Source organism: Bacillus cereus group sp. Bce019, from assembly GCF_051781745.1.
GTDB lineage: Bacteria > Bacillota > Bacilli > Bacillales > Bacillaceae_G > Bacillus_A > Bacillus_A cereus.
In genome coordinates this window covers 63,794-84,994 of sequence record NZ_JBPWJX010000020.1, presented here as the reverse complement: position 1 = coordinate 84,994, position 21,201 = coordinate 63,794, and the positions used below count along the sequence as shown (strand labels likewise).

Below are 21,201 nucleotides of genomic sequence, written 5' to 3'. Positions count from 1 at the left end.
CTCGTTTTTGTGTAAAAAAAAGAGAAGGACTCCGATCCTTCTCTCCGTATTACTTATAGCACTTCCGCATGTCCATTATAAACAATTCCGCGTGCTGCATCAACTGTTACTTCTTGGCCATTTTTTAAAGTTGCTGTTACGCCGTTTACACCAACGATAACAGGAATACCGATTGATACACCTACAACAGCTGCATGGCTTGTTAAGCCACCTTCTTCTACAACTAAAGCTGCAGCTTTTTCGATTGCAGGAATCATATCTTTATCAGTGCTTGTTGTAACAAGGATATCACCTTCATTTACGTTCGCTACAGCTTCAGCAGCTGTTTTTGCTACAACTACTTTACCTTTTGCAGCTTTACGACCGATCCCTTGTCCTTTAGCAATTTCTTCACCAACAACGTGGATTTTCATTAAGTTTGTTGTACCAGTTTCAGCAACTGGAACACCAGCAGTAATCACTACAGTATCTCCAAGTCCGATTAGACCTGCATCCATACCTGTTTGAATTGCTGTATCTAACATTTCGTCAGTTGAAGCTGCGCGCTTCTCAGCCATAAATGCTTGTACACCCCAAACAAGTGCAAGACGACGTCCTACTTGCTCGTCAGATGTTACAGCTACGATTGGAGATTTTGGACGGTATTTAGAGATCATTTTCGCAGTATATCCACTTTCTGTTGGAGCTACGATTGCAGCTACATCAAGAGCAAGTGCTGTATGTGCAACAGATTGGCTAATTGCATCTGTAATTGTTGGAGTGAACTCTTTAATACGTTTTTTGAACATATCTTCATATTGTAATGATTTTTCAACACGTACCGCAATGTTAGCCATCATTGTTACTGCTTCTACTGGGTATTGTCCAGCAGCTGTTTCACCTGAAAGCATGATTGCATCTGTACCATCGAAGATTGCGTTAGCTACGTCACTTGCTTCCGCACGAGTTGGACGTGGGTTACGTTGCATAGAATCTAACATTTGTGTTGCAGTAATAACTGGTTTACCTAACACGTTACATTTTTTAATTAGACGTTTTTGTACTAACGGTACTTCTTCTGGTGGAATTTCTACACCCATGTCACCACGAGCTACCATTAAACCGTCAGAAACTTCTAAGATTGAATCGATGTTGTCGATACCTTCTTGGTTTTCGATTTTTGGTACGATTTGGATGTATTGAGCGTTATGCTCTTCTAATAATTCACGGATTTCTAATACGTCAGACGCTTTACGTACGAATGAAGCTGCAATGAAATCAACTTTTTGCTCGATACCGAAGATGATATCTTTTACGTCTTTTTCAGTGATACCAGGAAGCTTAATGCTTACGTTTGGTACGTTAACACCTTTTTTATTTTTTACAGTTCCGCTGTTAAGAACTTTTGTACGGATGTTTCCATCAGCTTTTTCGATTACTTCTAGTTCGATAAGACCGTCATCGATTAGAATACGAGAACCTGGGTCTACATCGTCATAAAGACCAGCATAAGATACAGAGAACTTCTCTGCAGTACCTAATACTTGCTCAGTAGAAAGAACTACTTCTGCACCTGTTACAAGCTCAGCTTGTCCGTCTACGAAGTCGTGAGTACGGATTTCTGGACCTTTTGTATCAAGTAAGATACCAACTGTTTTACCAGTTTTCTTTGAAGCTTCACGAATGTTTTTAATACGAGCTCCGTGCTCTTCATGGCTACCATGAGAGAAGTTTAAACGAGCAACGTTCATACCTGCTTCGATTAATTGCTCTAATTTTTCAATACTTTCACTAGCAGGACCTATAGTACATACAATTTTAGTTTTACGCATATTGCACCTCCGAAAATTATGAAACCGTTCCCAAATATCTGACATTACGCCGATTAGATGGATAATTCTTTAGATAATTGATACATGTCTTTATCGATTGTATGCTTTTGAGCTAACGCTTCGATAATGTCATGATCAACAAGTTTGTTATCTTGAATACCTACACAACGTCCGCCTTTACCAGCAATTAATAATTCAACTGCTCTTGCGCCAAGACGACTTGCTAATACACGGTCTTGTGCACTTGGTGATCCACCACGTTGTACGTGACCTAATACAGTTACACGAGTATCAAAGTTTGTTGCTTCTTCAATGTGCTTACCGATGTCAATTGCACTTCCAACACCTTCAGCTACAACGATAATACTGTGTTTTTTACCACGTTCACTACCACGCTTCAGACGAGCGATAACATCATCCATGTCATACTCTTCTTCTGGAATTAAGATCGTTTCCGCACCATCAGCTAAACCAGCCCATAATGCGATATCACCAGCGTGACGTCCCATTACTTCGATAACATATGTACGTTCATGAGATGTAGCTGTGTCACGAATTTTATCAATTGCATCAATAACAGTGTTTAAAGCTGTATCGAAACCAATTGTGAAGTCTGTTCCAGGGATATCATTGTCGATTGTACCTGGTACACCAACACATGGGAATCCTTGTTCAGTTAATTTTTTAGCGCCTTGGTAAGAACCATCTCCACCAATAACAACAAGTCCTTCGATACCGTGTTTCTTTAATTGCTCGATACCTTTTAGTCGTACTTCTGGATCTTTAAACTCAGGACATCTTGCTGTATATAATTTTGTACCACCGCGGTGGATAATATCGCCAACAGAACCAAGTTCTAATTTTTCAATGTGACCAGAAATTAATCCAGCGTATCCATGGTAAATACCATATACTTCAATATCATGGAAAATCGCTTTACGAACAACTGCACGAATGGCAGCATTCATACCAGGTGAATCTCCACCACTTGTTAATACACCAATACGTTTCATTTGTACTCACCTCATAAAGATTATTTGCCTTATAATAAAATAACACGAAAAAATATAAAAATACAATGGAGAAGATGTGTCTTTTCATAATAAAAACGTGCATTCGCGAAGTGGAACGCACGCTTTTCTTATTTTATCCAAATGGAAGCGTTTGAAAACGAAACTTGCCCAATTTTCATATATTTTTCATAACGTTTTTCGATTAATTCATCTTTCGAAATTCCGTTTAATTGTTCAAAAGTTTTTCGAATCATTAAGTCTATATTTTCTGACTGTTTCAAAATATTACGGTGAGCTCCGCCTCTTGCTTCTGGAATAATTTCGTCAATTACACCTAATTCTTTCAAATCTGCTGCCGTAATTTTCATTGCCTCTGCAGCTTCCTTTGCTTTTCCTGCATCTTTCCAAAGAATTGCCGCTGCACCCTCTGGTGTAATAACAGAATAAGTGGAATTTTCTAGCATATGAATGTAATCTCCAACTCCAAGGCCTAGCGCACCACCACTACCACCTTCGCCGATAACGATACAAATAACAGGTACCGTTAAACCTGCCATTTCAAATAAATTGCGGGCGATAGCTTCACTTTGACCACGTTCTTCAGCTGCTTTACCAGGATAAGCTCCCTTCGTATCGATGAAACAAATAATAGGACGATTAAACTTTTCCGCTTGTTTCATGAGACGTAGTGCTTTTCGATATCCTTCTGGATGAGGCATTCCAAAGTTACGGCGAATATTTTCTTTCGTATCTTTTCCGCGCTGATGCCCAATTACAGTTACAGGCATCCCTTTATATTTCGCAATGCCGCCGACAATCGCTGCATCATCGCCAAATAGACGATCTCCATGACATTCGAAAAAATCAGTAAATAAGTGCTCAATATAATCGAGCGTTGTCGGTCGTTCTGCATGACGAGCAATTTGAACACGGTCCCATACTTTCAGATTGCCGTATATATCTTCCTCTAAATTTTCTAGCTTTTCTTCCAAAATACGAATCTCCTCACTGAAGTCCATCTGGCTGTTTTTCGTATAGTCTTTCAGTTCACGAATCTTATTTCTTAGCTCAACAACTGGTTTTTCAAATTCTAGCTCTGCCATACAGCCATTTCCCCTCCTTGATGAACTTCTAAAATCTTGCGAAGCGATTCTCTCATATCATCACGATGCACCACCGCATCTAATTGACCATGATCTAGTAAGAATTCTGCCGTTTGGAAATCTTCCGGTAGTTTCTCACGCACCGTTTGTTCAATTACACGTCTACCAGCAAATCCGATAAGTGCACCTGGTTCTGCAAGATTATAATCACCAAGTGAAGCGAAACTCGCTGAAACCCCGCCCGTCGTTGGGTGAGTCATAACAGAAATAAATAATCCTCCTGCATTACTATGCTTTTTCAAAGCTACGCTTGTTTTTGCCATTTGCATTAAACTTAATATCCCTTCTTGCATACGGGCACCACCCGAAGCAGTAAAGATAATAAATGGAACTTGTAAGTCGTACGCCTTTTCAACCGCACGGGCGATTTTTTCTCCTACTACAGAGCCCATGCTCCCCATTCGAAAACGAGAATCCATTACTGCAACAACAACAAGCATGTCATCAATTGTTCCTTCACCAGTTACAACCGCTTCGTTCAATTCAGTCTTCTTACGATCGCTCTCTAGTTTCTCTTCATAACCTGGAAACTCGAGTGGATTTAATGAAACCATTTCTTTGTCATACTCACGGAATGACCCTTCGTCCAATATACTATCAAGACGTTCCCATGCATTCATAGGATGATGATATCCACAATTCACACATACTTTTAAATTTTTTAGAAGTTCTTTCGTATACATGATTTTTTTACATTCCGGACATTTTGTCATAACGCCATCTGGTACATCTTTTCGTACTTGTTCTGAAGGTATTGCAGCGTACTTTTTCTTTTTCACGAATAAATCTCTTAGCACAATTTGACCCCCTTCGTTGAGAGCTAAGGTTAGCGTAAGAAGAAAATGGGGCTAACACCAAAGTTTGATGTTAGCCTTATCTTCTCAATCTGTCTAATAACCTCACTCTTTACGTTTAACTTTAACCGCTAAGCGGTAGAATGTTTGTCATAACGTGTCATGGTCATTTCGACAAATTTTATACATTACGAGTGAAACTGTATATTCTCTACTAATTCATCGTAAATTTTTAGTGCATCATTTTCTTGTTTTTCTTCCAAAGTAGCATAAAGCTTTCTATACATATCGATAGAATCTCTTGAAACTTTACAAGAAAGAGTTGCTACGTAATCATTTACGATCATCCAAATGCGATATAGTAAATAATTATCGACTTGTTCAATAAGTGTTTTAAAGAACGTTTGATGAAGCGTTGGGACTGAGCTTTCATTTCCTTTAAGTACTTGGTGTAATCTACTTAGTACTTTAGAAAACGTTTCTTTCGGTAAATTACATACAATTCGAATCATATCTTTCTCAAGTAATCGTTTCGTTTGTAATAAATCACGAATTGTTTTCTCATCTTGCAATAAGAATGGGGCAATTAATTGTACAAGACCGTTATCATAAAAGTTTCGAATAAACGTCCCTTCACCACGTCTCGTTTCAATCAATCCTACCAGTTCTAAAGCACGCAATGCTTCTCTTACCGAGGAACGTCCTACGTTTAAGCGTGAACTTAACTCACGCTCAGACGGCAAACGATCCCCCGCCACCAAACCATCCTCTTCCATAATGGAACGAATTTTTTTTACAATTTCGAGATATACTTTTGTATTTGATGATGTCAATGGAAATTCCTCGCTTATTCTTTACCAATCAGCGCTAATTGTTTTGTTTTTTCAGCGATCTCATTTGGATCTACTTGACGGCGAGCTACTCCTGTCTCCATTGCTGCTTTTGCAACGTAAGCTGCTACTTGAGGCGCTACACGCGCGTCAAATGGTGCCGGAATGATATAGTCTGCATTTAACTCATCTTCTGCTACAAGCTCAGCAATAGCCTGTACAGCTGCCATCTTCATTTCTTCGTTAATTTGTGTCGCATGTACGTCAAGTGCACCGCGGAAAATACCAGGGAACGCCAGTACATTATTTACTTGGTTCGGGAAGTCAGAACGACCTGTTCCAACAACAGCTGCGCCCGCTGCTTTTGCCAATTCTGGCATAATTTCTGGAACTGGATTCGCCATTGCAAAAATAATCGCATCGTCATTCATTGTACGAACCATCTCTTCTGTTAATGCACCTTCTGCAGATACACCAATGAATACGTCCGCACCTTGTACAACATCAGCTAAAGAACCTTCTATACGATTCTTATTTGTATATTTTGCAACTTCATCCTTCACCGGATTCATACCTGTAGGACGACCATCATAGATTGCGCCTTTACGGTCACACATAATAATGTCGCGTACACCATAGCGATATAAAAGTTTAATAATTGCAATACCTGCTGCACCTGCGCCATTTGCGACAACTTTAATGTCAGACATTTTCTTTCCAACTAATTTCAGTGCATTTACAAGACCTGCTACTGTTACAATAGCTGTTCCGTGTTGATCATCATGGAAGATAGGAATATTTGTTTCTTTTTTCAAACGCTCTTCAATAATGAAGCAGTTTGGTGCTGCGATATCTTCTAAGTTAACGCCGCCAAAAGTTGGCTCCATTAATTTTACAGTTTCAACAATTTTATCTACATCGTTTGTATTTAAGGCAATTGGGAATGCATCTACACCAGCAAAGCTCTTGAATAATACAGCTTTACCTTCCATTACTGGAAGAGATGCTTCAGGTCCAATGTTACCAAGACCAAGTACAGCTGTTCCATCTGTCACAACTGCTACCATATTTCCCTTCATCGTATATTCATATACCTTACTTTTATCGTCATAAATTTCTTTACAAGGTTCTGCAACCCCTGGAGAATATGCAAGACTTAAATCTTTTGCATTTTCTACTTTTACTTTTGATACAGTTTCTAATTTTCCTTGATGCACTTTATGCATGTGAAGTGCTTCTTCACGAAGTGTTGACAAACTATCCACTCTCCTCAAATTATTCTTGCTGATATCAATTTCTCCAAGTGGTCTGACCACGAACACTACTACTATAATAATCGAAGTGTAGGGAAATTGTCCATTATATTTTCACAACTACATTTTCTTCCCCGACAATTTCACGAAGTGCTCCTAAACATTCTTCACTTGGATGAATCGATAAACTCCGAGATAATTGTACCATTTTATGTTCCTTTTCATAATAAATTAGTACTTTCGCAAAACCTGAATAGTCGAACAATATTTTCGTAACCTGATTTAAAAGCTTTTTCTCATACTGAGATGGCAATTTCACGTAAACAGATGCGTCTTTCTTTTCTTCATAAACATCCATTTCCTCTAGCGGATATAGTCCATTTACAATCCATTGCAGCTTATGATTTCTTAGCTCAATCGTACCGTCAACTAAAACAATTGCTCCTTCTTGCAACTTATCCGAGAAATGTATATACGTTTCCGGGAAGAGGACCGCTTCCATTTCATCATTTTGATCACAGAATGTAATAAATGCCATCTTTTGAAACTTTTTCGTACGAATCACTCTCACACTTGTTATATACACAATAGCTCTTTGTACTTTTTTCTTGTGTCGCATCGCCTGAGCGAGAGATGGAATTTCTAATTCTTTTGCTAACTTCACATACTGCGCTGTCGGATAACTTGATAAATAAAAGCCAAGCGCTTCCTTCTCTTTATTTAGTTGTTCAATAAAAGATAACTCTTCTCCTTGTACATATTTTGATTTTGGAACCGCATCTCCTAAATCACGTGCGAGATTCGCGTACTCTAACGCCCCTTTAATACTTTTCCATAAATTCGTTCTCGAAACACCAAAATCGTCAAAACATCCCGACCAGACGAAAGCTTCTAAATTACGCTCCGTTACGAACTTTGACGGCATACGAAGACAAAATTCAAATAAATCTTCGAACATTTTTTTCTCCCGTTCTTCTAATAATGCCGTCACTGTAGCCATTCCAATATTTCGGATCGAAAGTAAACTGTAACGTATCGCATTCCCTTCTATTTGGAAGTTGTAGCCACTCCTCTGAAGAGACGGTGGCAAAACGTGAAAACCTTTTCGCTTCGTTTCTCGTATATACTGTACAATCTTATCTTCATTTCCAATTGCGCTTGATAATAATGCCGTCATAAATTCCAGCGTATAATTCGCTTTCAAATAGGCAAGCTGATATCCGATCATACTGTAAGCTACAGCGTGACTTCGGTTAAAACCGTAATTCGCAAATCTTACAATTAAATCATAAATTTTCTCTGCGGATGTCTCATCATAACCATTTCGCAAACATCCTTGGACGAAATGCTTACGTTCCTGATCTAAAATATCACGATTTTTTTTACTCACCGCACGGCGCAGTAAATCTGCTTCTCCGAGCGAAAAACCAGCTAACTTCGATGCAATTTGCATAATTTGTTCTTGGTATACAATGACGCCGTATGTTCTTTCTAAAATTGGCTTTAAATCCGGATGTAAATATTCAATTTTTCTTTTTCCATGTTTCGATTCAATAAAAGTCGGTATCTGTTCCATCGGTCCTGGTCTGTATAACGAGTTAACAGCTACGATATCTTCAAACTCATTCGGTTTTAACCCGCGAAGTACATTTCGCATACCACCCGACTCAAGCTGGAATACACCTGTTGTATCCCCTCTCCCTAATAATTGGAACGTCTTTTCATCTTGAAGAGGTAAGTTTCTTATATCGATTTCTTTCCCTGTTTTGTTCGCGATAAATTTTATAATATTTTCAAGTAACGTTAAATTACGTAATCCTAAAAAGTCCATCTTAAGCAACCCAAGTTCTTCTAGCGCATCGGCTGGATATTGCGTAACATAAACATCGTTATGTCCTTCTTGAATTGCTACACTTCCTGTTAGCGGTTCTTGACTCATAATAACACCAGCCGCATGAATAGACGTATGACGTGGTAAACCTTCTACACGTTTTGCGATTTCAAATACACGCTCATGCAGAAGATTCCCTTGTATAAACTCACGAAGTGATTGTGATTCTTCATATGCATCTTTTAACGTTATACCAAGCTTTGATGGGATAAGTTTTGAAAATATATCAATATCTCGCGGCGGAAGCCCCATTACGCGGGCAATGTCTCTAATTGCCGCTTTTGCTGCAAGCGTACCAAACGTTACAATTTGCGCAACACGGAGCTGACCGTATTTATCTTTCACATAGCGAATCATCTCATCACGTCTTACGTCTGGAAAATCAATATCAATATCGGGAAGCGTCACACGTTCAGGATTTAAAAACCTTTCAAATAATAGATCGTATTCAATTGGATCAATATCTGTAATTTCTAATACGTATGAAACGAGTGAACCAGCTGCCGATCCACGACCTGGTCCTGTTAGAATATGATTTTCATGTGCATACTTCATAAAATCCCATACGATGAGGAAATAATCACTAAATCCCATACGAGAAATAACATTTAATTCATGATCCAAACGCTTTATATGCACTTCTTTCGGTTCACCATATCGTTTCCGCAAACCTTCTTCACAAACACGACGCAAGTATATATCACTCGTTTCATTAGACGGAACAGGAAACTTCGGAAGTTGATTTACATGGAACGGTATTTCTACTTGGCAACGCTCTGCAATTTTCATTGTATTTTGGATTGCTTCCGGCGCATGGGAAAATAGTGCTTCCATTTCATCCGATGACTTTAAATAATACTGATCTGTTTTCAGCCTCGGCCTATCTGGATCAGTCATTTTCGTTCCACTTTCAACAGATAGTAAACATTCGTGAACAAGCGCGTCACTTTGATTGATATAGCGCACATCGTTTGTTGCAACGACTGGAATATTAACCCTACTAATAAATTCAGGTAGTTTCTCTTGTAAAAGCAACTCATCTTGAATCGCATGATGCTGCAAACTCATATAAAAATGGCCAAACATATTTTGATACGTGCGAGCTACTTCTTCAGCCTGACTCTCATTATCTTCTAGTAATAATTGCTCAATTTCGCCATCTTTACCTGGTGAAATTGCAATTAATCCTTTCGCATAATGCGCAAGCCACTTCTTAGGAATACCTTCTTTGGACTTTGTCATAATACTGCTAGAAATCTTTAATAAATTTTGGTAGCCTATTTCATTCTCAGCAAGTAATACAAGCGGATAAGACCTTTCTTCTTCTTCACTAAAAATAGAAGCGGTTAATCCAATAACGGGCTGTATACCATGTTTCTTACATGCTTTATAAAACGGAATAACGCCATACATAACATTTTCATCCGTAATAGCCAGCGATGAAAAACCGAGTTCTTTCGCCCTGACTACAAGCTCATCAATTTTACAAGCACTTTTTAATAAACTAAAAACGGTTTGACATTGTAAATGCACAAACTTCACTGTTGTACCCTCTCTTTACCTATTTGACTACTTTTATTATAGGTTATGAGGAAAGCGGAAATCAAAACATACTTCTTATACTTTGTCCATATATATGAAGAAGAAAGGGGAATGACGATGGATGTAAGAGAACATACTTTTTTCTCTCTGCTTATTATTAGTTATTTTATTGCCTTTGGGGTTATACTTGGCGGTTCATTAATTGGTGGATTTGGTGCGTTTCTTATCGGAAAACCAGCTCTAACTTACATTAATCAATTCGCCCAAAATTTAAGAATTTGGGCACTCGTTGCAGCAATCGGCGGAACATTCGATACCTTTTATAGCTTTGAAAGAAGTTTCTTTGGCGGAGATATGAAAGATATCGTAAAGCAAATTCTCCTTATTTTTTTCGCAACTGGTGGTATGCAAACAGGTCTCATTATTATTAAATGGCTAACGCAGGAACATGTATGAGAGTACCAAGTGCCAATACAGCAAAAAGATGGTACTTAGTATTAGCTGGGGCTGCTGTTGGAGGCGTGTTGAGCTGGTTTATTTTTTTGTACATATACGGTGTTTTTCAAGAAGAACAAGCTAGTAAAATAGCAGAACAAAGAGAAATTATAGAAAAACAAGAAGCAAAGCTCCACGTCCTTCTCGAAGATCAAGAAAAATTGAACACTGAAAATAAACGGCTCTTAACCATTCAAGAGATTAAAATAAAACTTATTAATCGAGAAAAATACGATTTAGACAATCTCACACTCGAAAATATGACTACATCTATCCATAATGACCTCCAACATCTTTTAACGAAAAACATTCAAAGTATCGCAAAAAATAAAGACCTACTTAAAAAGGTAATCGAAAATAAAACGTACAAACATTACGATCGGCTATACCGTTTTAAAGTCGATACAATATCTTTTGATACAGTGCTTGAAATTAGCATTACTATAGAGAAAGAAAAATAAAGAAGGAGGGCTTTAGCGCCGCTCCTTCTTTTCGTTCTAACATATAGTCTCTTATTTACAAATCTCACGTAAATCAGCAAAAAGACGATCCGCTTCTTCCCAAGAAGATGCCTTCGCACCAGAAGCCATCGGATGCCCCCCGCCGTTATATTGCATTGCTAATTTGTTTATAACTGGTCCTTTTGAACGAAGACGAACACGAATTACGTCGTCTTCCTCTAAAAATAGAACCCACGCCTTTAATCCATCAATATTGCCAAGCGCTCCAACAACACCAGATGCTTCAGAAGGAAGTACATCAAACTCTTCTAATACTTCTTTCGTTAATTTAATGTAAGCTGCTCCTTCTTCTACCATCGTAAAGTTTTGTAAAATATAACCGTTTAAACGAGCAATTTTTTCTTTTGTCTTATACATCTCATTGTATAAATCTGTGAATTTCACACCCATGTCAACAAGCTCACTTACGTAACGAAGTGTTTTTGCTGTCGTATTCGGGAATAAGAAACGACCTGTATCTCCAACAATTCCTGCTAAAATAAGGCGGGCTGCTTCTTTTGTTATTTTTAATCCTTTATCTTTTCCATAGTTATAAAACTCATAAATCATTTCACTTGTAGAACTCGCTGTCGTATCTACCCACGTAATATCTCCATATGGATCTTCATTTGGATGATGATCAATTTTAATTAACATCTTCCCTTTTGTATAGCGTTGATCGTCAACACGTTCTTGATTCGCAGTATCACAAACAATAACAAGCGCATTTTCGTATACACTATCTTCAATATCATCCATTACTCGTAAGTATGCTAGTGACGGCTCATTGTACCCAACCGTATAAATATTTTTCTCTAGAAACGATTCTTGTAGAATTGTACCAAGACCACCCTGTGAACCTAACGCATCTGGATCCGGACGCACGTGGCGATGAATAATAATTGTATCAAACTCTTTAATTGCTCCTAAAATTTGCTCATGCATATGTATAATCTCCTTTTTAATCAACTTCTTCACTTTATCCTCCATTATAACGGAAAGTATTTCATACATGCGAACAATTGCTTTATAATAAAAGTTAGAAAGTTTAGATATTTCTTTTTCTTTTCTATTATTTTTCACAAAGCGATGGGAGTGTTCATTATGCCAGTATTAGTCTTCTGTATTATCGTCTCATTTATGTTGTACCTCTTTTACAAAACAAAATACTTTCGTACAAACCGCCCAATGGAGAAAGGTTGGCTCTCAGGAAAATCCGCAATGGCACTCGGTTCATTCGTTTTATTTTTCGGGATAAACCAATTCTTTTTAGAACTTTCAACCGCTCGTATTATCGTTGGTGTTTTATTCGTTCTATTTGGTAGTGCAAGTGTATTTAACGGGTTTCGCCAATACAAACATTTCTTGCCATTAGCAGTTAAAGAAGCTGAAGTCTATGAAGCAACGTAAAAAAGCATCAATATTGTGATGCTTTTTTACGTCTCTTAACTTTCAAAATCATATACGCAACAAACGCAGATGGTATATTAAATGGGTTCCCTTGTACGTGAAAATGTAATTGTTCTTCTCCAAAAGACATTTTTTCATATAGCTCTCGCTGAGATAATCCTGTCTTTTCCTTTTTTTCATGTAAACCTTGTAAATATAAATATTGAATCGGTATCATTACAAGAAAGTAAAATAGTGCGATACTACCAAAAAAGAGTACGGCTGACGACATAATGCATACCACCTCTCGCAATTCCATTTTCTTACAATATAATCATAACACAATATACAACTGAATTGAATTATTATTCCGTCTTTTCTCACATTACTTTTCCACTCCATCCCATACATATTTCACTAAAACTCCCATCTAAAATCATGCCTTTCAAATTTAAAACAACAAAAAAAGATGGAACAAATCAAAACGATTTGTTCCATCTTTTTATTTATCGATTAACTGAACCATAAGTAATGCTTTCCCAACAACATTACCTTCATGATGCACCTCTACATCGACCTTACCAAATTTACGTCCAATTTCTAATACTTTCGGATGAACAGATACAACATTATCAATTTGAACCGGCTTTACGAAATAAATCGTTAAGTTTTCAACAATTAAATCGCTTTTCTTTTGCGCACGAATGACGCGATTTGTCGCTTCTGTCACAATTGTTGCAAATACACCGTACGATAACGTCCCGATTGAGTTCGTCATTTGCGGCGTCACCGAAAATTGATATAGATGCTCATTCTTCGCTTCTTTTGGTGTCATAAATTGATTCGTTACAATATCATCAATGGTTTCTCCAACTTGTGGCTGACGTTGAATCATTTGCAGTGCCTGAAGTACATCTTGACGGCTAATAATACCTTGCAGTTTGTTTCCTTCCTCAACGACAGGAAGTAATTCAATTCCTTCCCACACCATCATACGTGCCGCAGCTGCGACAGACATTTTACCGTTCACTGTAATTGGGTGTTTTGTCATTACTTTATCAATTGGTGTTTCTTTCGCTACTCCGATCATATCTTTTGAAGTTACGATTCCTAGTACTTTGTTACTTTCATCGACAATTGGATATCTTCCGTGCATTGTCTCTTCGTTATATGCATGCCATTGCTGTACTGTATCACTCGGCTTTAAATATAACGTTTCTTCAATTGGCGTTAAAATATCTTCAACGAGTACAATTTCTTTCTTAATAAGTTGGTCATAAATTGCACGATTAATTAACGTTGCGACCGTAAATGTATCGTAGCTACTTGAAATGATCGGCAGCTTTAATTCGTCTGCTAATTTCTTCACATGATCTTCCGTATCAAATCCGCCCGTAATTAATACAGCGGCTCCAGTTTCTAGCGCTAATTCATGTGCGTTCGTACGGTTACCAATAATGAGTAAATTCCCAGCTTCTGTATAGCGCATCATCGCTTCTAATTTCATAGCTCCGATTACGAATTTATTTAATGTTTTATGTAGTCCTTCTCTGCCCCCAAGTACTTGACCGTCGACAATGTTAACGACTTCTGCATATGTCAGTTTTTCGATATTCTCTTTCTTCTTTTGTTCAATTCGAATTGTTCCGACACGTTCAATTGTACTAACATATCCTTTATTTTCTGCATCTTTAATTGCACGGTAAGCGGTCCCTTCACTTACACTCAAATCTTTCGCAATTTGTCTTACAGAAATTTTATGGCCTACTGGCAGGCTATTAATATGTTCTAAAATTTGGTTATGCTTGGTAGCCAAATGGTTTCACCATACTTTCTTTTCCCTAAATTCTTCATGTGTTGTACTTTCAGTATACTATATTTTCAAAACTGTTACACTCTCTCTTTGCATACCTGTACTATTTTTTTTATAACAAAATGACGCTTACATTCCACCAGTCATTCTATTACAACAATGTAATGCTATTGTCATCTCATTCGATAGTTCGCCCACTTAATTGCCTATACAATTAAGACAAGAAATAAAACAAAGGAGCGAACACATGATGAAAAAACTTTTAGAGGTTGTAGGTGCTGTATTTTTAGCTTTCGTAGATGGGAAAAAAGTTGCAATGGAATTGAATGAAACACCTGAACAACCACGTACCAAAAGAGAAGAATCACCAAAACAAATACAAGCATTAAAAGCTGTCCTACACACGTAAAAAACCCTTCACTTTTCTTTTCAAATGAAGGGTTTCTTTTCTATAGTGTAATACTTTCTCCAGCTTCTAATACTTTCCCTGTACAATTTTGTAGCTTTTCTACAAATTGATATGGATCTTGTTCAATAACTGGGAACGTATTGTAATGCATCGGTACAACAGTTTTCGCATTAATCCATTTTGCCGCTAGTACAGCATCTTCTGGCCCCATTGTGAAATTATCACCAATTGGTAAAAATGCTAGATCAACTTTATTTAATTCCCCAATTAACTTCATATCAGAGAATAGTGCAGTATCTCCTGCGTGGTATACAGTTTTCTCTTCTGCTGTAAATAAAATACCTGCTGGCATACCTGTATATGTAATCGTCTTATTTGCTTCATCAATATAACTAGAGCCGTGGAATGCTTGTGTAAACTTCACTTTTCCGAAGTCAAATTCATGTGAACCCCCAATATGCATCGGGTGTGTATTTACACCTTGCCAACTTAAAAATGTTGCTAGTTCAAATGGCGCTACAACAACTGCATTATTTTTCTTCGCAAGTTCTACTGTATCTCCAACATGATCACCGTGTCCATGCGATAAAAGAATTGCATCCACTTTTACATCTTCAGCTTTTAAATCTGTTTTCGGATTACCTGTTAAAAACGGGTCAATTAAAATAACTTTTCCATTCGCCTCAATTTTCACAACTGAATGTCCATGATAAGATACTTTCATTATTACATTCCTCCCCTATTCACATTCTCACTTTTTATTCTACATGATTTTTCAATTCCCTGTCTTTTCTAACATCTATTTACTTGTCATAACGCTTTCTTCCGAGTTAAAGTTATATTTGTAATTAAATATCTCGGGGGTGCCAATCGATGAATGCTAGATTAGAAAATTTAATGCAATGGCTAAAAGAAAAAAACGTAGAAGCTGCGTTCTTAACTTCTACACCAAACGTCTTCTACATGACAAACTTCCACTGTGAACCACACGAAAGATTACTTGGTATGTTTGTATTCCAAGAAAAAGAACCTATTTTAATTTGCCCTAAAATGGAAGAAGGTCAAGCACGTAACGCTGGCTGGGCACATGAAATTATCGGATTTACTGATACTGACAGACCATGGGATATGATTGCAAAAGCAATTAAAGACCGCGGCATCAATGCAAATGCAGTTGCAATTGAAAAAGAACATTTAAACGTAGAGCGCTACGAAGAATTAACGAAATTATTCCCAAATGCAGCTTTCAAATCAGCTGAGGAGAAAGTTCGCGAACTTCGTTTAATTAAAGATGAAAAAGAACTTTCTATTTTACGCGAAGCAGCTAAAATGGCGGACTATGCTGTTGAAGTTGGTGTAAATGCAATTAAAGAAGATCGTAGTGAACTAGAAGTATTAGCAATTATTGAACACGAATTAAAAACAAAAGGCATACATAAAATGTCATTTGATACGATGGTATTAGCAGGTGCGAACTCAGCTCTTCCACACGGTATTCCTGGCGCAAACAAAATGAAACGCGGTGATTTCGTACTATTTGATTTAGGCGTAATCATTGACGGTTATTGCTCTGATATTACACGTACAGTGGCATTCGGCGAGATTTCTGAAGAACAAACTCGTATTTACAACACTGTACTTGCTGGACAACTACAAGCAGTTGAAGCATGTAAACCAGGTGTTACACTTGGCGCAATCGACAACGCTGCTCGTTCTGTTATTGCAGATGCAGGTTACGGAGACTTCTTCCCACACCGACTTGGTCATGGACTTGGAATTAGCGTACACGAATATCCAGATGTAAAAGCTGGTAACGAGTCTCCATTAAAAGAAGGTATGGTCTTCACAATCGAACCTGGTATTTACGTACCAAACGTAGGTGGCGTTCGTATTGAAGATGATATTTACATCACAAAAGACGGATCAGAAATTTTAACGAAATTCCCGAAAGAGTTACAATTTGTAAAATAATAGAAAAAGGCAGCGGGAGTGCTGCCTTTTTCTATTTCCCTACTATTTCAAATTTCTCTACAATCATTTTTGCTGGATAACTTTCAAGTATTTGAGAAAACCATACTTTTATTTTATCCCCTGTTTTTAACTGTTTATATGCGTCTTTGTCCTTAAAGCTCAAGACTATATGTGCTGGATGCTCTTTATTCATTTGTTGTTCTATATAATGTTGCAACTCTACTTTTGTTTCAACCGTTTTATCATCGGCAAAAAACATCGTGTCATTTCTTAATATGATATACCCTTCTTTAGGTACTTCTTTTACCGTTACTTGCTCTACTTGTTTTGTATCACACGCTGATAATACGACTAGAAATACACTTAAAAACATAACAATTTTCATATGCCTATTCATTTTTAACTCCTTACTCTAGGCTATTTCAAATTTAACACCATCTTCTCCTCATACTTATCATCCCATTTAATCACAACTTCTATAGGTTCATCTTTAGAGATAGGCGCGCAACTTACACAAGAAGACTTCATTTCAACCTTTGCTCCTCTATGAACTTCTGACGTTTGTGTCATTGTACTAAAGGCTCCATTAATAGCAATCTCTAAGTTTTTAAATTCTGTCTTTCCATCCCCGCCCTTATATTGAAACGTAAACATTCCATCTTCACTGTCATCCTTAATATGCCCTTTATATTGTCCAGTCCAACTTTTGCTCTCGCTAGAAAAAGTAAAATACCAAATCGAGCAGCTTCCTAAAAAGAAAATACTAATGAAAAAGAATAAAGCTCTCTTCATCATGCCCCTCCATTCAAATGCACTTATTTATTGTCTATTTCTTCCTTCTATTATACTATTAAAATACAGAATTTTCTAAAACAGGGGGTTTATATGTTACAACAACAGTTAGAAGAAATTCGTAATAATAATTACATACTGGATAACACACTTAACATTGATTCTTTAAGTTCCAATATGCTTGAGCAAATTGGCGATACTGATAGCTATTTAAGGGACAAACTCATCTACTCTACTTTTTTTCATCTCATCAAGAAGGAATATCTTTCACACACACAATTACAGAAACTATTATTAGAAAGCATCGGTGAAAAATATTTATTGTATAAGATTCATTCAGATGATGAAGATGCGGTATTTACCCGAGCATTTACAACATTATTAATTGCCCTCATTATTGATGCTGATACAAATCATAATTTCTTATCACAGACTGATATTTCAAATGTAAAAGATCAACTAATTCTATATATGAACAACGAACATGATTTCCGGGGATATGTGCAAAAACACGGCTGGGCACATAGTATCGCTCATGCTTCTGATACATTTGAGGCGCTTGTGAATAGTCCTAAACTGGAAACTTTATATTACGAAGAAATATTACAAACTTTATTAAACAAAGTTTGTGTTCATTCCATCTATTACAAATATGAAGAAGATGAACGTATCGTTTATCCGATTGTCGCAATGCTACAAAATGGCTTAAAGGAAGAAGCACTCATATTAGCCCTTCGTGATTTAGTAGCTCAATTACCCGTTCAAAAACAAACATTACATATTGAATCATACGAGTTTCTATACGGAAATATAAAATCTTTCTTACGCAGCTTATTTTTCAGACTGCGCAAGCTTTCTATATGTGAAGAAACAGAATGCGAAATTGAAAAATTGCTACAAGAACTTCCAAAATATTATTAAAAAAAGAAGGCCGCTCAAAAAGTGCCTTCTTCTATTTCACTAATATTTAATTGAAATTTCACGATCCAAACTGAGAAAAGGTGGACAAGAAGCGCAAACGCCATACATGCTCCGCTTAAAAAAGTTAGTATAGGATGCGAATACACGTGCCCCAATCCATAGGATACCGCCACGAAAAACATTGTTATGTAAATATAAATTGCTCCATGTATTTGCCTCATATAAACCTCCTTTTCCCATATTATAACATAAATTTTCTGATTATTCACATTAATTGCTTGTAATCAATATTTCTCAACTGTTACACCTCTTACAGCAGCCTTAATATATGGTGCTCCTTGTAAACTTTGTAAATCCTCTGTTTTGCCTGTTACGACTACACCGTATATTGGTAGGTCTTTTGGTTTGGTGTTTTTTATTTCTTTATAGTTTGTCCTAAAAGATTCTTAATATCCCTTTTATTTTCACTTAAAGATATCCAAATACAGCTGTTCTACATTTTTATCATAATAAAAAGCACATATATTTTATTAACATATAAATCACTTTTTTGAAACAAAAACTCTCACTCATCTCTCTCCATACTATCGTTATGACTTAGTTTCCATAATAATTGAACGAGGATAAAACCCCAGCTTTTCATAAAACGATACAGCTTCATTTCCGTACACTACTGTTAATTCAATTTCATCTATCTTCTTCGCTTTAAACCATTCCACTGCACTATTCATTAATTTCAAACCAAATCCGTTTCTTCGGTATCTTTCATCAACGAATAAAACTTCAATCTTTCCGTTTACACTTTTGCTATACGCTATACAACATCCTAATATATTATCTGTTTCCGCCTCAACTAATAATTCAATTCTATACTCTCCATACTTTGAATTTTGTTTATAAATTTCAATACGTTCCTCAAATGTCATTCTTGGATAGTCACCAGAAAAATGCCTTGATGTATTATTATGATATTCATGCAATTTATTTAAAGGTTCTCTTATTACTTCTATTTCATCGAGAGTGATATATTTATTACTAATTCTCATCCTACAGCATCTCCAATAATATATATTCCAACCAAAAAGATGACCCTTTTACGGTTATAAAATACCAATCTATTATTTCATCGCGTCCTTCACAACATCTTGAATCATAACAACTTCTGTTTTCATATCAATAGACGGTGCTTCTTCATCGATACATTCATACCAAAATGCTAAGTGCTTTTTATCAATTTCATAATGAGAATTTTCGACAAGAGCCCCGCCTTCTCCTTGCACAGAATACCAATATAAGTACTCTTCTCCATCTCTTATTTCCCGGAAAATTGTCTCAACATACATCTTTTCGTCGTTTAATGTCAAAAGGACTTCTTTCATATTGTCATTCAGAAGCTGCATCCATTCATTTACTCGATGACTCTTACCAGGCTTAACTTTAAATCTCGTTAATTCTACATTCATTTTTCTTCCCCCGTTTTCTTACGTACAAACAAACTGTATTCTATTGGATGATAAAAACTTAATTTACTAGCTAATTTTCGCGAAGGAATATTGTCTACATAACAATCCCAGCTCGGTATAATATCATTTTGCATGCAATGTTCAATGAACCGTGTTGCAACAGCTTGAGCTAATCCTTTCCCTTGATGCGCTTCATGTGTTGCAATATCTATTTCAGCATAACCATTCCTGCTAAATATCGAGACACATTCAGCTACAATTATCCCATCTTGTTCTATACAAAATCCAAAACCACTATTCAAAAACGTTTCTTTTGATCCCCAATATTCTTTGTAGTACTCCTCTTTAAATTCACTGCTTCGCTCTATATCTCTTCTATCAATACGCTTCACTTCATATGTATTTTTGTTACAATCTCGTTTTCTCTCTTCAAAGGTTACGCTTTGAAATTTCATTCGCGGAATGTTTCGAAGTACATGACTAAAACGTTCTTCTATCATCATTTCTCACTCGTTACTCGAAGAGAACAATGTAAATCTCTTCTCTGTTTTTTCAATAGCCTTTTTTATAAAAGAAAATAAATCTTCGTTATAATTTTGATCATCAGTATCACCAAATAAATAATAGATACCGTTAGCTGTAATAATTAATCCTGCTGTTAATTTCTCGTTTGCAAAAACCTCACCATCTATCACTTGATCACATACCGCATAAGCAAACGTCGTCGTTTTTGTATGACTTTCTAAAATCGGAAGGATTTTTCTATACTCGGCTACGGATAATTTTTTCATAATTGCTCCACTTTAATCGTATCCGCCTCTATATGTTCAAAACAAAGATTTACAGTTCTCTTTAATGCTCTCGTTCTATGAATCTTACATGCTGGAATTAAGATTGAATCATTTGGCTTTAAAACCGCTGTTTCTCCATCTTCAAAATCAATAAGTAATTCTCCCTCTAACACAATAAATAATTCATCCGAATTAGAATGATAGTGCCAATCATATTCACCAGTAAATACAGCGATTCGTAAACAATGACTGTTTATATTTGAAACGACGAAGTTTTTATGTTGATCTTTAATATCCTTTGTTAATTCTATTAAGTTCACAGTTTCCATCTTTCGTCTCATCCTTTCATTAGTCGTTCTT

The 21,201-nt window shown here is 36.6% G+C and carries 23 protein-coding genes and 2 pseudogenes; 6 read left to right on the top strand and 19 right to left on the bottom strand.

Annotation, left to right across the window (positions count from 1 at the left end):
- Positions 1 to 53: 53 nt before the first annotated feature.
- From pyk to dnaE, 7 genes are all read right to left on the bottom strand, one after another.
- Entirely contained in the window at positions 54 to 1,811 is a 1,758-nt protein-coding gene (pyk, locus tag ACS2QP_RS22465; RefSeq protein ID WP_001232673.1) for a pyruvate kinase, read from the bottom strand.
- Between the two features lie 53 nt (positions 1,812 to 1,864).
- Entirely contained in the window at positions 1,865 to 2,824 is a 960-nt protein-coding gene (pfkA, locus tag ACS2QP_RS22460; RefSeq protein WP_000821157.1) for a 6-phosphofructokinase, read from the bottom strand.
- A 128-nt stretch (positions 2,825 to 2,952) separates the two neighbouring features.
- Entirely contained in the window at positions 2,953 to 3,927 is a 975-nt protein-coding gene (gene accA, locus ACS2QP_RS22455) for an acetyl-CoA carboxylase carboxyl transferase subunit alpha (RefSeq protein ID WP_000818804.1), read from the bottom strand.
- Entirely contained in the window at positions 3,915 to 4,784 is an 870-nt protein-coding gene (accD, locus tag ACS2QP_RS22450) for an acetyl-CoA carboxylase, carboxyltransferase subunit beta (RefSeq protein WP_000942856.1), read from the bottom strand. Before accD ends, accA begins: the two co-directional genes overlap by 13 nt.
- Positions 4,785 to 4,969: 185 nt before the next feature.
- Positions 4,970 to 5,614: a FadR/GntR family transcriptional regulator gene (locus ACS2QP_RS22445; protein WP_438882863.1), complete on the bottom strand. Its 645-nt coding sequence runs from the start codon at positions 5,612 to 5,614 to the stop codon at positions 4,970 to 4,972.
- A 14-nt stretch (positions 5,615 to 5,628) separates the two neighbouring features.
- The gene (locus tag ACS2QP_RS22440; protein ID WP_161508111.1) at positions 5,629 to 6,837 is read right to left on the bottom strand and encodes an NAD(P)-dependent malic enzyme; all 1,209 of its coding nucleotides are present in this window, start codon (positions 6,835 to 6,837) and stop codon (positions 5,629 to 5,631) included.
- 133 nt (positions 6,838 to 6,970) lie between these two features.
- Complete coding sequence (gene dnaE, locus ACS2QP_RS22435; protein ID WP_103622274.1) at positions 6,971 to 10,297, bottom strand: DNA polymerase III subunit alpha; 3,327 nt, start codon at positions 10,295 to 10,297, stop codon at positions 6,971 to 6,973.
- 45 nt (positions 10,298 to 10,342) lie between these two features.
- Between dnaE and ACS2QP_RS22430 the strand changes: the two genes are divergently transcribed.
- Complete coding sequence (locus tag ACS2QP_RS22430) at positions 10,343 to 10,753, top strand: YtrH family sporulation protein (RefSeq protein WP_002001110.1); 411 nt, start codon at positions 10,343 to 10,345, stop codon at positions 10,751 to 10,753.
- Positions 10,750 to 11,253 carry a sporulation membrane protein YtrI gene (ytrI, locus tag ACS2QP_RS22425; RefSeq protein ID WP_001265736.1) on the top strand — a complete coding sequence of 168 codons (504 nt, stop codon included), beginning with the start codon at positions 10,750 to 10,752 and terminating at the stop codon, positions 11,251 to 11,253. The genes ACS2QP_RS22430 and ytrI overlap by 4 nt, the downstream gene beginning before the upstream one ends.
- A 51-nt stretch (positions 11,254 to 11,304) precedes the next feature.
- On the opposite strand, the gene ACS2QP_RS22420 is transcribed toward ytrI, so the two are convergent.
- Complete coding sequence (locus ACS2QP_RS22420) at positions 11,305 to 12,237, bottom strand: DHH family phosphoesterase (RefSeq protein ID WP_438882862.1); 933 nt, start codon at positions 12,235 to 12,237, stop codon at positions 11,305 to 11,307.
- A gap of 159 nt (positions 12,238 to 12,396) precedes the next feature.
- Between ACS2QP_RS22420 and ACS2QP_RS22415 the strand changes: the two genes are divergently transcribed.
- Positions 12,397 to 12,702: a YtpI family protein gene (locus ACS2QP_RS22415; protein ID WP_001144776.1), complete on the top strand. Its 306-nt coding sequence runs from the start codon at positions 12,397 to 12,399 to the stop codon at positions 12,700 to 12,702.
- 7 nt (positions 12,703 to 12,709) lie between these two features.
- Here ACS2QP_RS22415 and ACS2QP_RS22410 read toward each other — a convergent pair whose 3' ends face one another.
- Both ACS2QP_RS22410 and ACS2QP_RS22405 read right to left on the bottom strand, forming a co-directional pair.
- Complete coding sequence (locus tag ACS2QP_RS22410; protein WP_438882861.1) at positions 12,710 to 12,973, bottom strand: DUF3949 domain-containing protein; 264 nt, start codon at positions 12,971 to 12,973, stop codon at positions 12,710 to 12,712.
- Positions 12,974 to 13,183: 210 nt separating this feature from the next.
- On the bottom strand, positions 13,184 to 14,497 hold the full coding sequence (locus ACS2QP_RS22405; protein WP_000201572.1) for a CBS domain-containing protein: 1,314 nt from the start codon (positions 14,495 to 14,497) through the stop codon (positions 13,184 to 13,186).
- 244 nt (positions 14,498 to 14,741) lie between these two features.
- Here ACS2QP_RS22405 and ACS2QP_RS22400 point away from each other — a divergent pair, with 244 nt between their 5' ends.
- Positions 14,742 to 14,903 carry a hypothetical protein gene (locus ACS2QP_RS22400; RefSeq protein ID WP_000976303.1) on the top strand — a complete coding sequence of 54 codons (162 nt, stop codon included), beginning with the start codon at positions 14,742 to 14,744 and terminating at the stop codon, positions 14,901 to 14,903.
- Between the two features lie 40 nt (positions 14,904 to 14,943).
- Here ACS2QP_RS22400 and ACS2QP_RS22395 read toward each other — a convergent pair whose 3' ends face one another.
- Positions 14,944 to 15,627: a metal-dependent hydrolase gene (locus ACS2QP_RS22395; protein ID WP_000868922.1), complete on the bottom strand. Its 684-nt coding sequence runs from the start codon at positions 15,625 to 15,627 to the stop codon at positions 14,944 to 14,946.
- Between the two features lie 149 nt (positions 15,628 to 15,776).
- Between ACS2QP_RS22395 and pepQ the strand changes: the two genes are divergently transcribed.
- On the top strand, positions 15,777 to 16,874 hold the full coding sequence (gene pepQ / locus ACS2QP_RS22390) for a Xaa-Pro dipeptidase (protein WP_000994026.1): 1,098 nt from the start codon (positions 15,777 to 15,779) through the stop codon (positions 16,872 to 16,874).
- A gap of 31 nt (positions 16,875 to 16,905) precedes the next feature.
- Here the strand turns inward: pepQ and ACS2QP_RS22385 are convergent, their stop codons facing one another.
- Positions 16,906 to 17,271 (bottom strand): DUF3221 domain-containing protein, encoded by a 366-nt coding sequence (locus tag ACS2QP_RS22385; RefSeq protein WP_001079377.1) that lies wholly within the window; start codon positions 17,269 to 17,271, stop codon positions 16,906 to 16,908.
- Positions 17,272 to 17,291: 20 nt separating this feature from the next.
- Positions 17,292 to 17,666 (bottom strand): hypothetical protein, encoded by a 375-nt coding sequence (locus tag ACS2QP_RS22380; protein ID WP_000816717.1) that lies wholly within the window; start codon positions 17,664 to 17,666, stop codon positions 17,292 to 17,294.
- A 93-nt stretch (positions 17,667 to 17,759) separates the two neighbouring features.
- Here ACS2QP_RS22380 and ACS2QP_RS22375 point away from each other — a divergent pair, with 93 nt between their 5' ends.
- Positions 17,760 to 18,587, top strand: coding sequence for a DUF2785 domain-containing protein (locus ACS2QP_RS22375; protein ID WP_000941475.1), 828 nt, complete (start codon positions 17,760 to 17,762; stop codon positions 18,585 to 18,587).
- 14 nt (positions 18,588 to 18,601) lie between these two features.
- Here ACS2QP_RS22375 and ACS2QP_RS22370 read toward each other — a convergent pair whose 3' ends face one another.
- From ACS2QP_RS22370 to ACS2QP_RS22345, 6 genes and pseudogenes are all read right to left on the bottom strand, one after another.
- Positions 18,602 to 18,808 carry a hypothetical protein gene (locus tag ACS2QP_RS22370; protein WP_001248908.1) on the bottom strand — a complete coding sequence of 69 codons (207 nt, stop codon included), beginning with the start codon at positions 18,806 to 18,808 and terminating at the stop codon, positions 18,602 to 18,604.
- Positions 18,809 to 18,871: 63 nt separating this feature from the next.
- Positions 18,872 to 19,062: pseudogene (locus ACS2QP_RS22365) on the bottom strand (anti sigma factor C-terminal domain-containing protein); the annotation flags it as partial.
- A gap of 115 nt (positions 19,063 to 19,177) precedes the next feature.
- The gene (locus tag ACS2QP_RS22360; RefSeq protein WP_001222930.1) at positions 19,178 to 19,633 is read right to left on the bottom strand and encodes a GNAT family N-acetyltransferase; all 456 of its coding nucleotides are present in this window, start codon (positions 19,631 to 19,633) and stop codon (positions 19,178 to 19,180) included.
- A 72-nt stretch (positions 19,634 to 19,705) separates the two neighbouring features.
- Positions 19,706 to 20,050, bottom strand: a complete 345-nt coding sequence (locus tag ACS2QP_RS22355; RefSeq protein ID WP_438882860.1) for a DUF6176 family protein — start codon at positions 20,048 to 20,050, stop codon at positions 19,706 to 19,708.
- A pseudogene (locus ACS2QP_RS22350) lies at positions 20,047 to 20,841 on the bottom strand (GNAT family N-acetyltransferase). The gene ACS2QP_RS22355 and the pseudogene ACS2QP_RS22350 overlap by 4 nt, the downstream one beginning before the upstream one ends.
- Positions 20,838 to 21,170, bottom strand: a complete 333-nt coding sequence (locus tag ACS2QP_RS22345; protein WP_000450925.1) for a cupin domain-containing protein — start codon at positions 21,168 to 21,170, stop codon at positions 20,838 to 20,840. Before ACS2QP_RS22345 ends, ACS2QP_RS22350 begins: the two are co-directional and overlap by 4 nt.
- Positions 21,171 to 21,201 lie beyond the last annotated feature (31 nt).

What these genes read in the sequence shown, in the direction of transcription:
- ACS2QP_RS22400 (WP_000976303.1), top strand. Translation starts at nt 14,742, where the DNA reads ATGATGAAAAAACTTTTAGAGGTTGTAGGTGCTGTATTTTTAGCTTTC.
- ACS2QP_RS22355 (WP_438882860.1), bottom strand. Translation starts at nt 20,050, where the DNA reads ATGAATGTAGAATTAACGAGATTTAAAGTTAAGCCTGGTAAGAGTCAT.
- ACS2QP_RS22360 (WP_001222930.1), bottom strand. Translation starts at nt 19,633, where the DNA reads ATGAGAATTAGTAATAAATATATCACTCTCGATGAAATAGAAGTAATA.
- accA (WP_000818804.1), bottom strand. Translation starts at nt 3,927, where the DNA reads ATGGCAGAGCTAGAATTTGAAAAACCAGTTGTTGAGCTAAGAAATAAG.
- ACS2QP_RS22345 (WP_000450925.1), bottom strand. Translation starts at nt 21,170, where the DNA reads ATGGAAACTGTGAACTTAATAGAATTAACAAAGGATATTAAAGATCAA.
- pepQ (WP_000994026.1), top strand. Translation starts at nt 15,777, where the DNA reads ATGAATGCTAGATTAGAAAATTTAATGCAATGGCTAAAAGAAAAAAAC.
- ACS2QP_RS22395 (WP_000868922.1), bottom strand. Translation starts at nt 15,627, where the DNA reads ATGAAAGTATCTTATCATGGACATTCAGTTGTGAAAATTGAGGCGAAT.
- ACS2QP_RS22385 (WP_001079377.1), bottom strand. Translation starts at nt 17,271, where the DNA reads ATGAATAGGCATATGAAAATTGTTATGTTTTTAAGTGTATTTCTAGTC.
- ACS2QP_RS22440 (WP_161508111.1), bottom strand. Translation starts at nt 6,837, where the DNA reads ATGCATAAAGTGCATCAAGGAAAATTAGAAACTGTATCAAAAGTAAAA.
- ytrI (WP_001265736.1), top strand. Translation starts at nt 10,750, where the DNA reads ATGAGAGTACCAAGTGCCAATACAGCAAAAAGATGGTACTTAGTATTA.
- pfkA (WP_000821157.1), bottom strand. Translation starts at nt 2,824, where the DNA reads ATGAAACGTATTGGTGTATTAACAAGTGGTGGAGATTCACCTGGTATG.
- ACS2QP_RS22375 (WP_000941475.1), top strand. Translation starts at nt 17,760, where the DNA reads ATGTTACAACAACAGTTAGAAGAAATTCGTAATAATAATTACATACTG.
- ACS2QP_RS22410 (WP_438882861.1), bottom strand. Translation starts at nt 12,973, where the DNA reads ATGTCGTCAGCCGTACTCTTTTTTGGTAGTATCGCACTATTTTACTTT.
- ACS2QP_RS22415 (WP_001144776.1), top strand. Translation starts at nt 12,397, where the DNA reads ATGCCAGTATTAGTCTTCTGTATTATCGTCTCATTTATGTTGTACCTC.
- ACS2QP_RS22430 (WP_002001110.1), top strand. Translation starts at nt 10,343, where the DNA reads ATGAGGAAAGCGGAAATCAAAACATACTTCTTATACTTTGTCCATATA.
- ACS2QP_RS22420 (WP_438882862.1), bottom strand. Translation starts at nt 12,237, where the DNA reads ATGCATGAGCAAATTTTAGGAGCAATTAAAGAGTTTGATACAATTATT.
- ACS2QP_RS22380 (WP_000816717.1), bottom strand. Translation starts at nt 17,666, where the DNA reads ATGAAGAGAGCTTTATTCTTTTTCATTAGTATTTTCTTTTTAGGAAGC.
- ACS2QP_RS22370 (WP_001248908.1), bottom strand. Translation starts at nt 18,808, where the DNA reads ATGAGGCAAATACATGGAGCAATTTATATTTACATAACAATGTTTTTC.
- pyk (WP_001232673.1), bottom strand. Translation starts at nt 1,811, where the DNA reads ATGCGTAAAACTAAAATTGTATGTACTATAGGTCCTGCTAGTGAAAGT.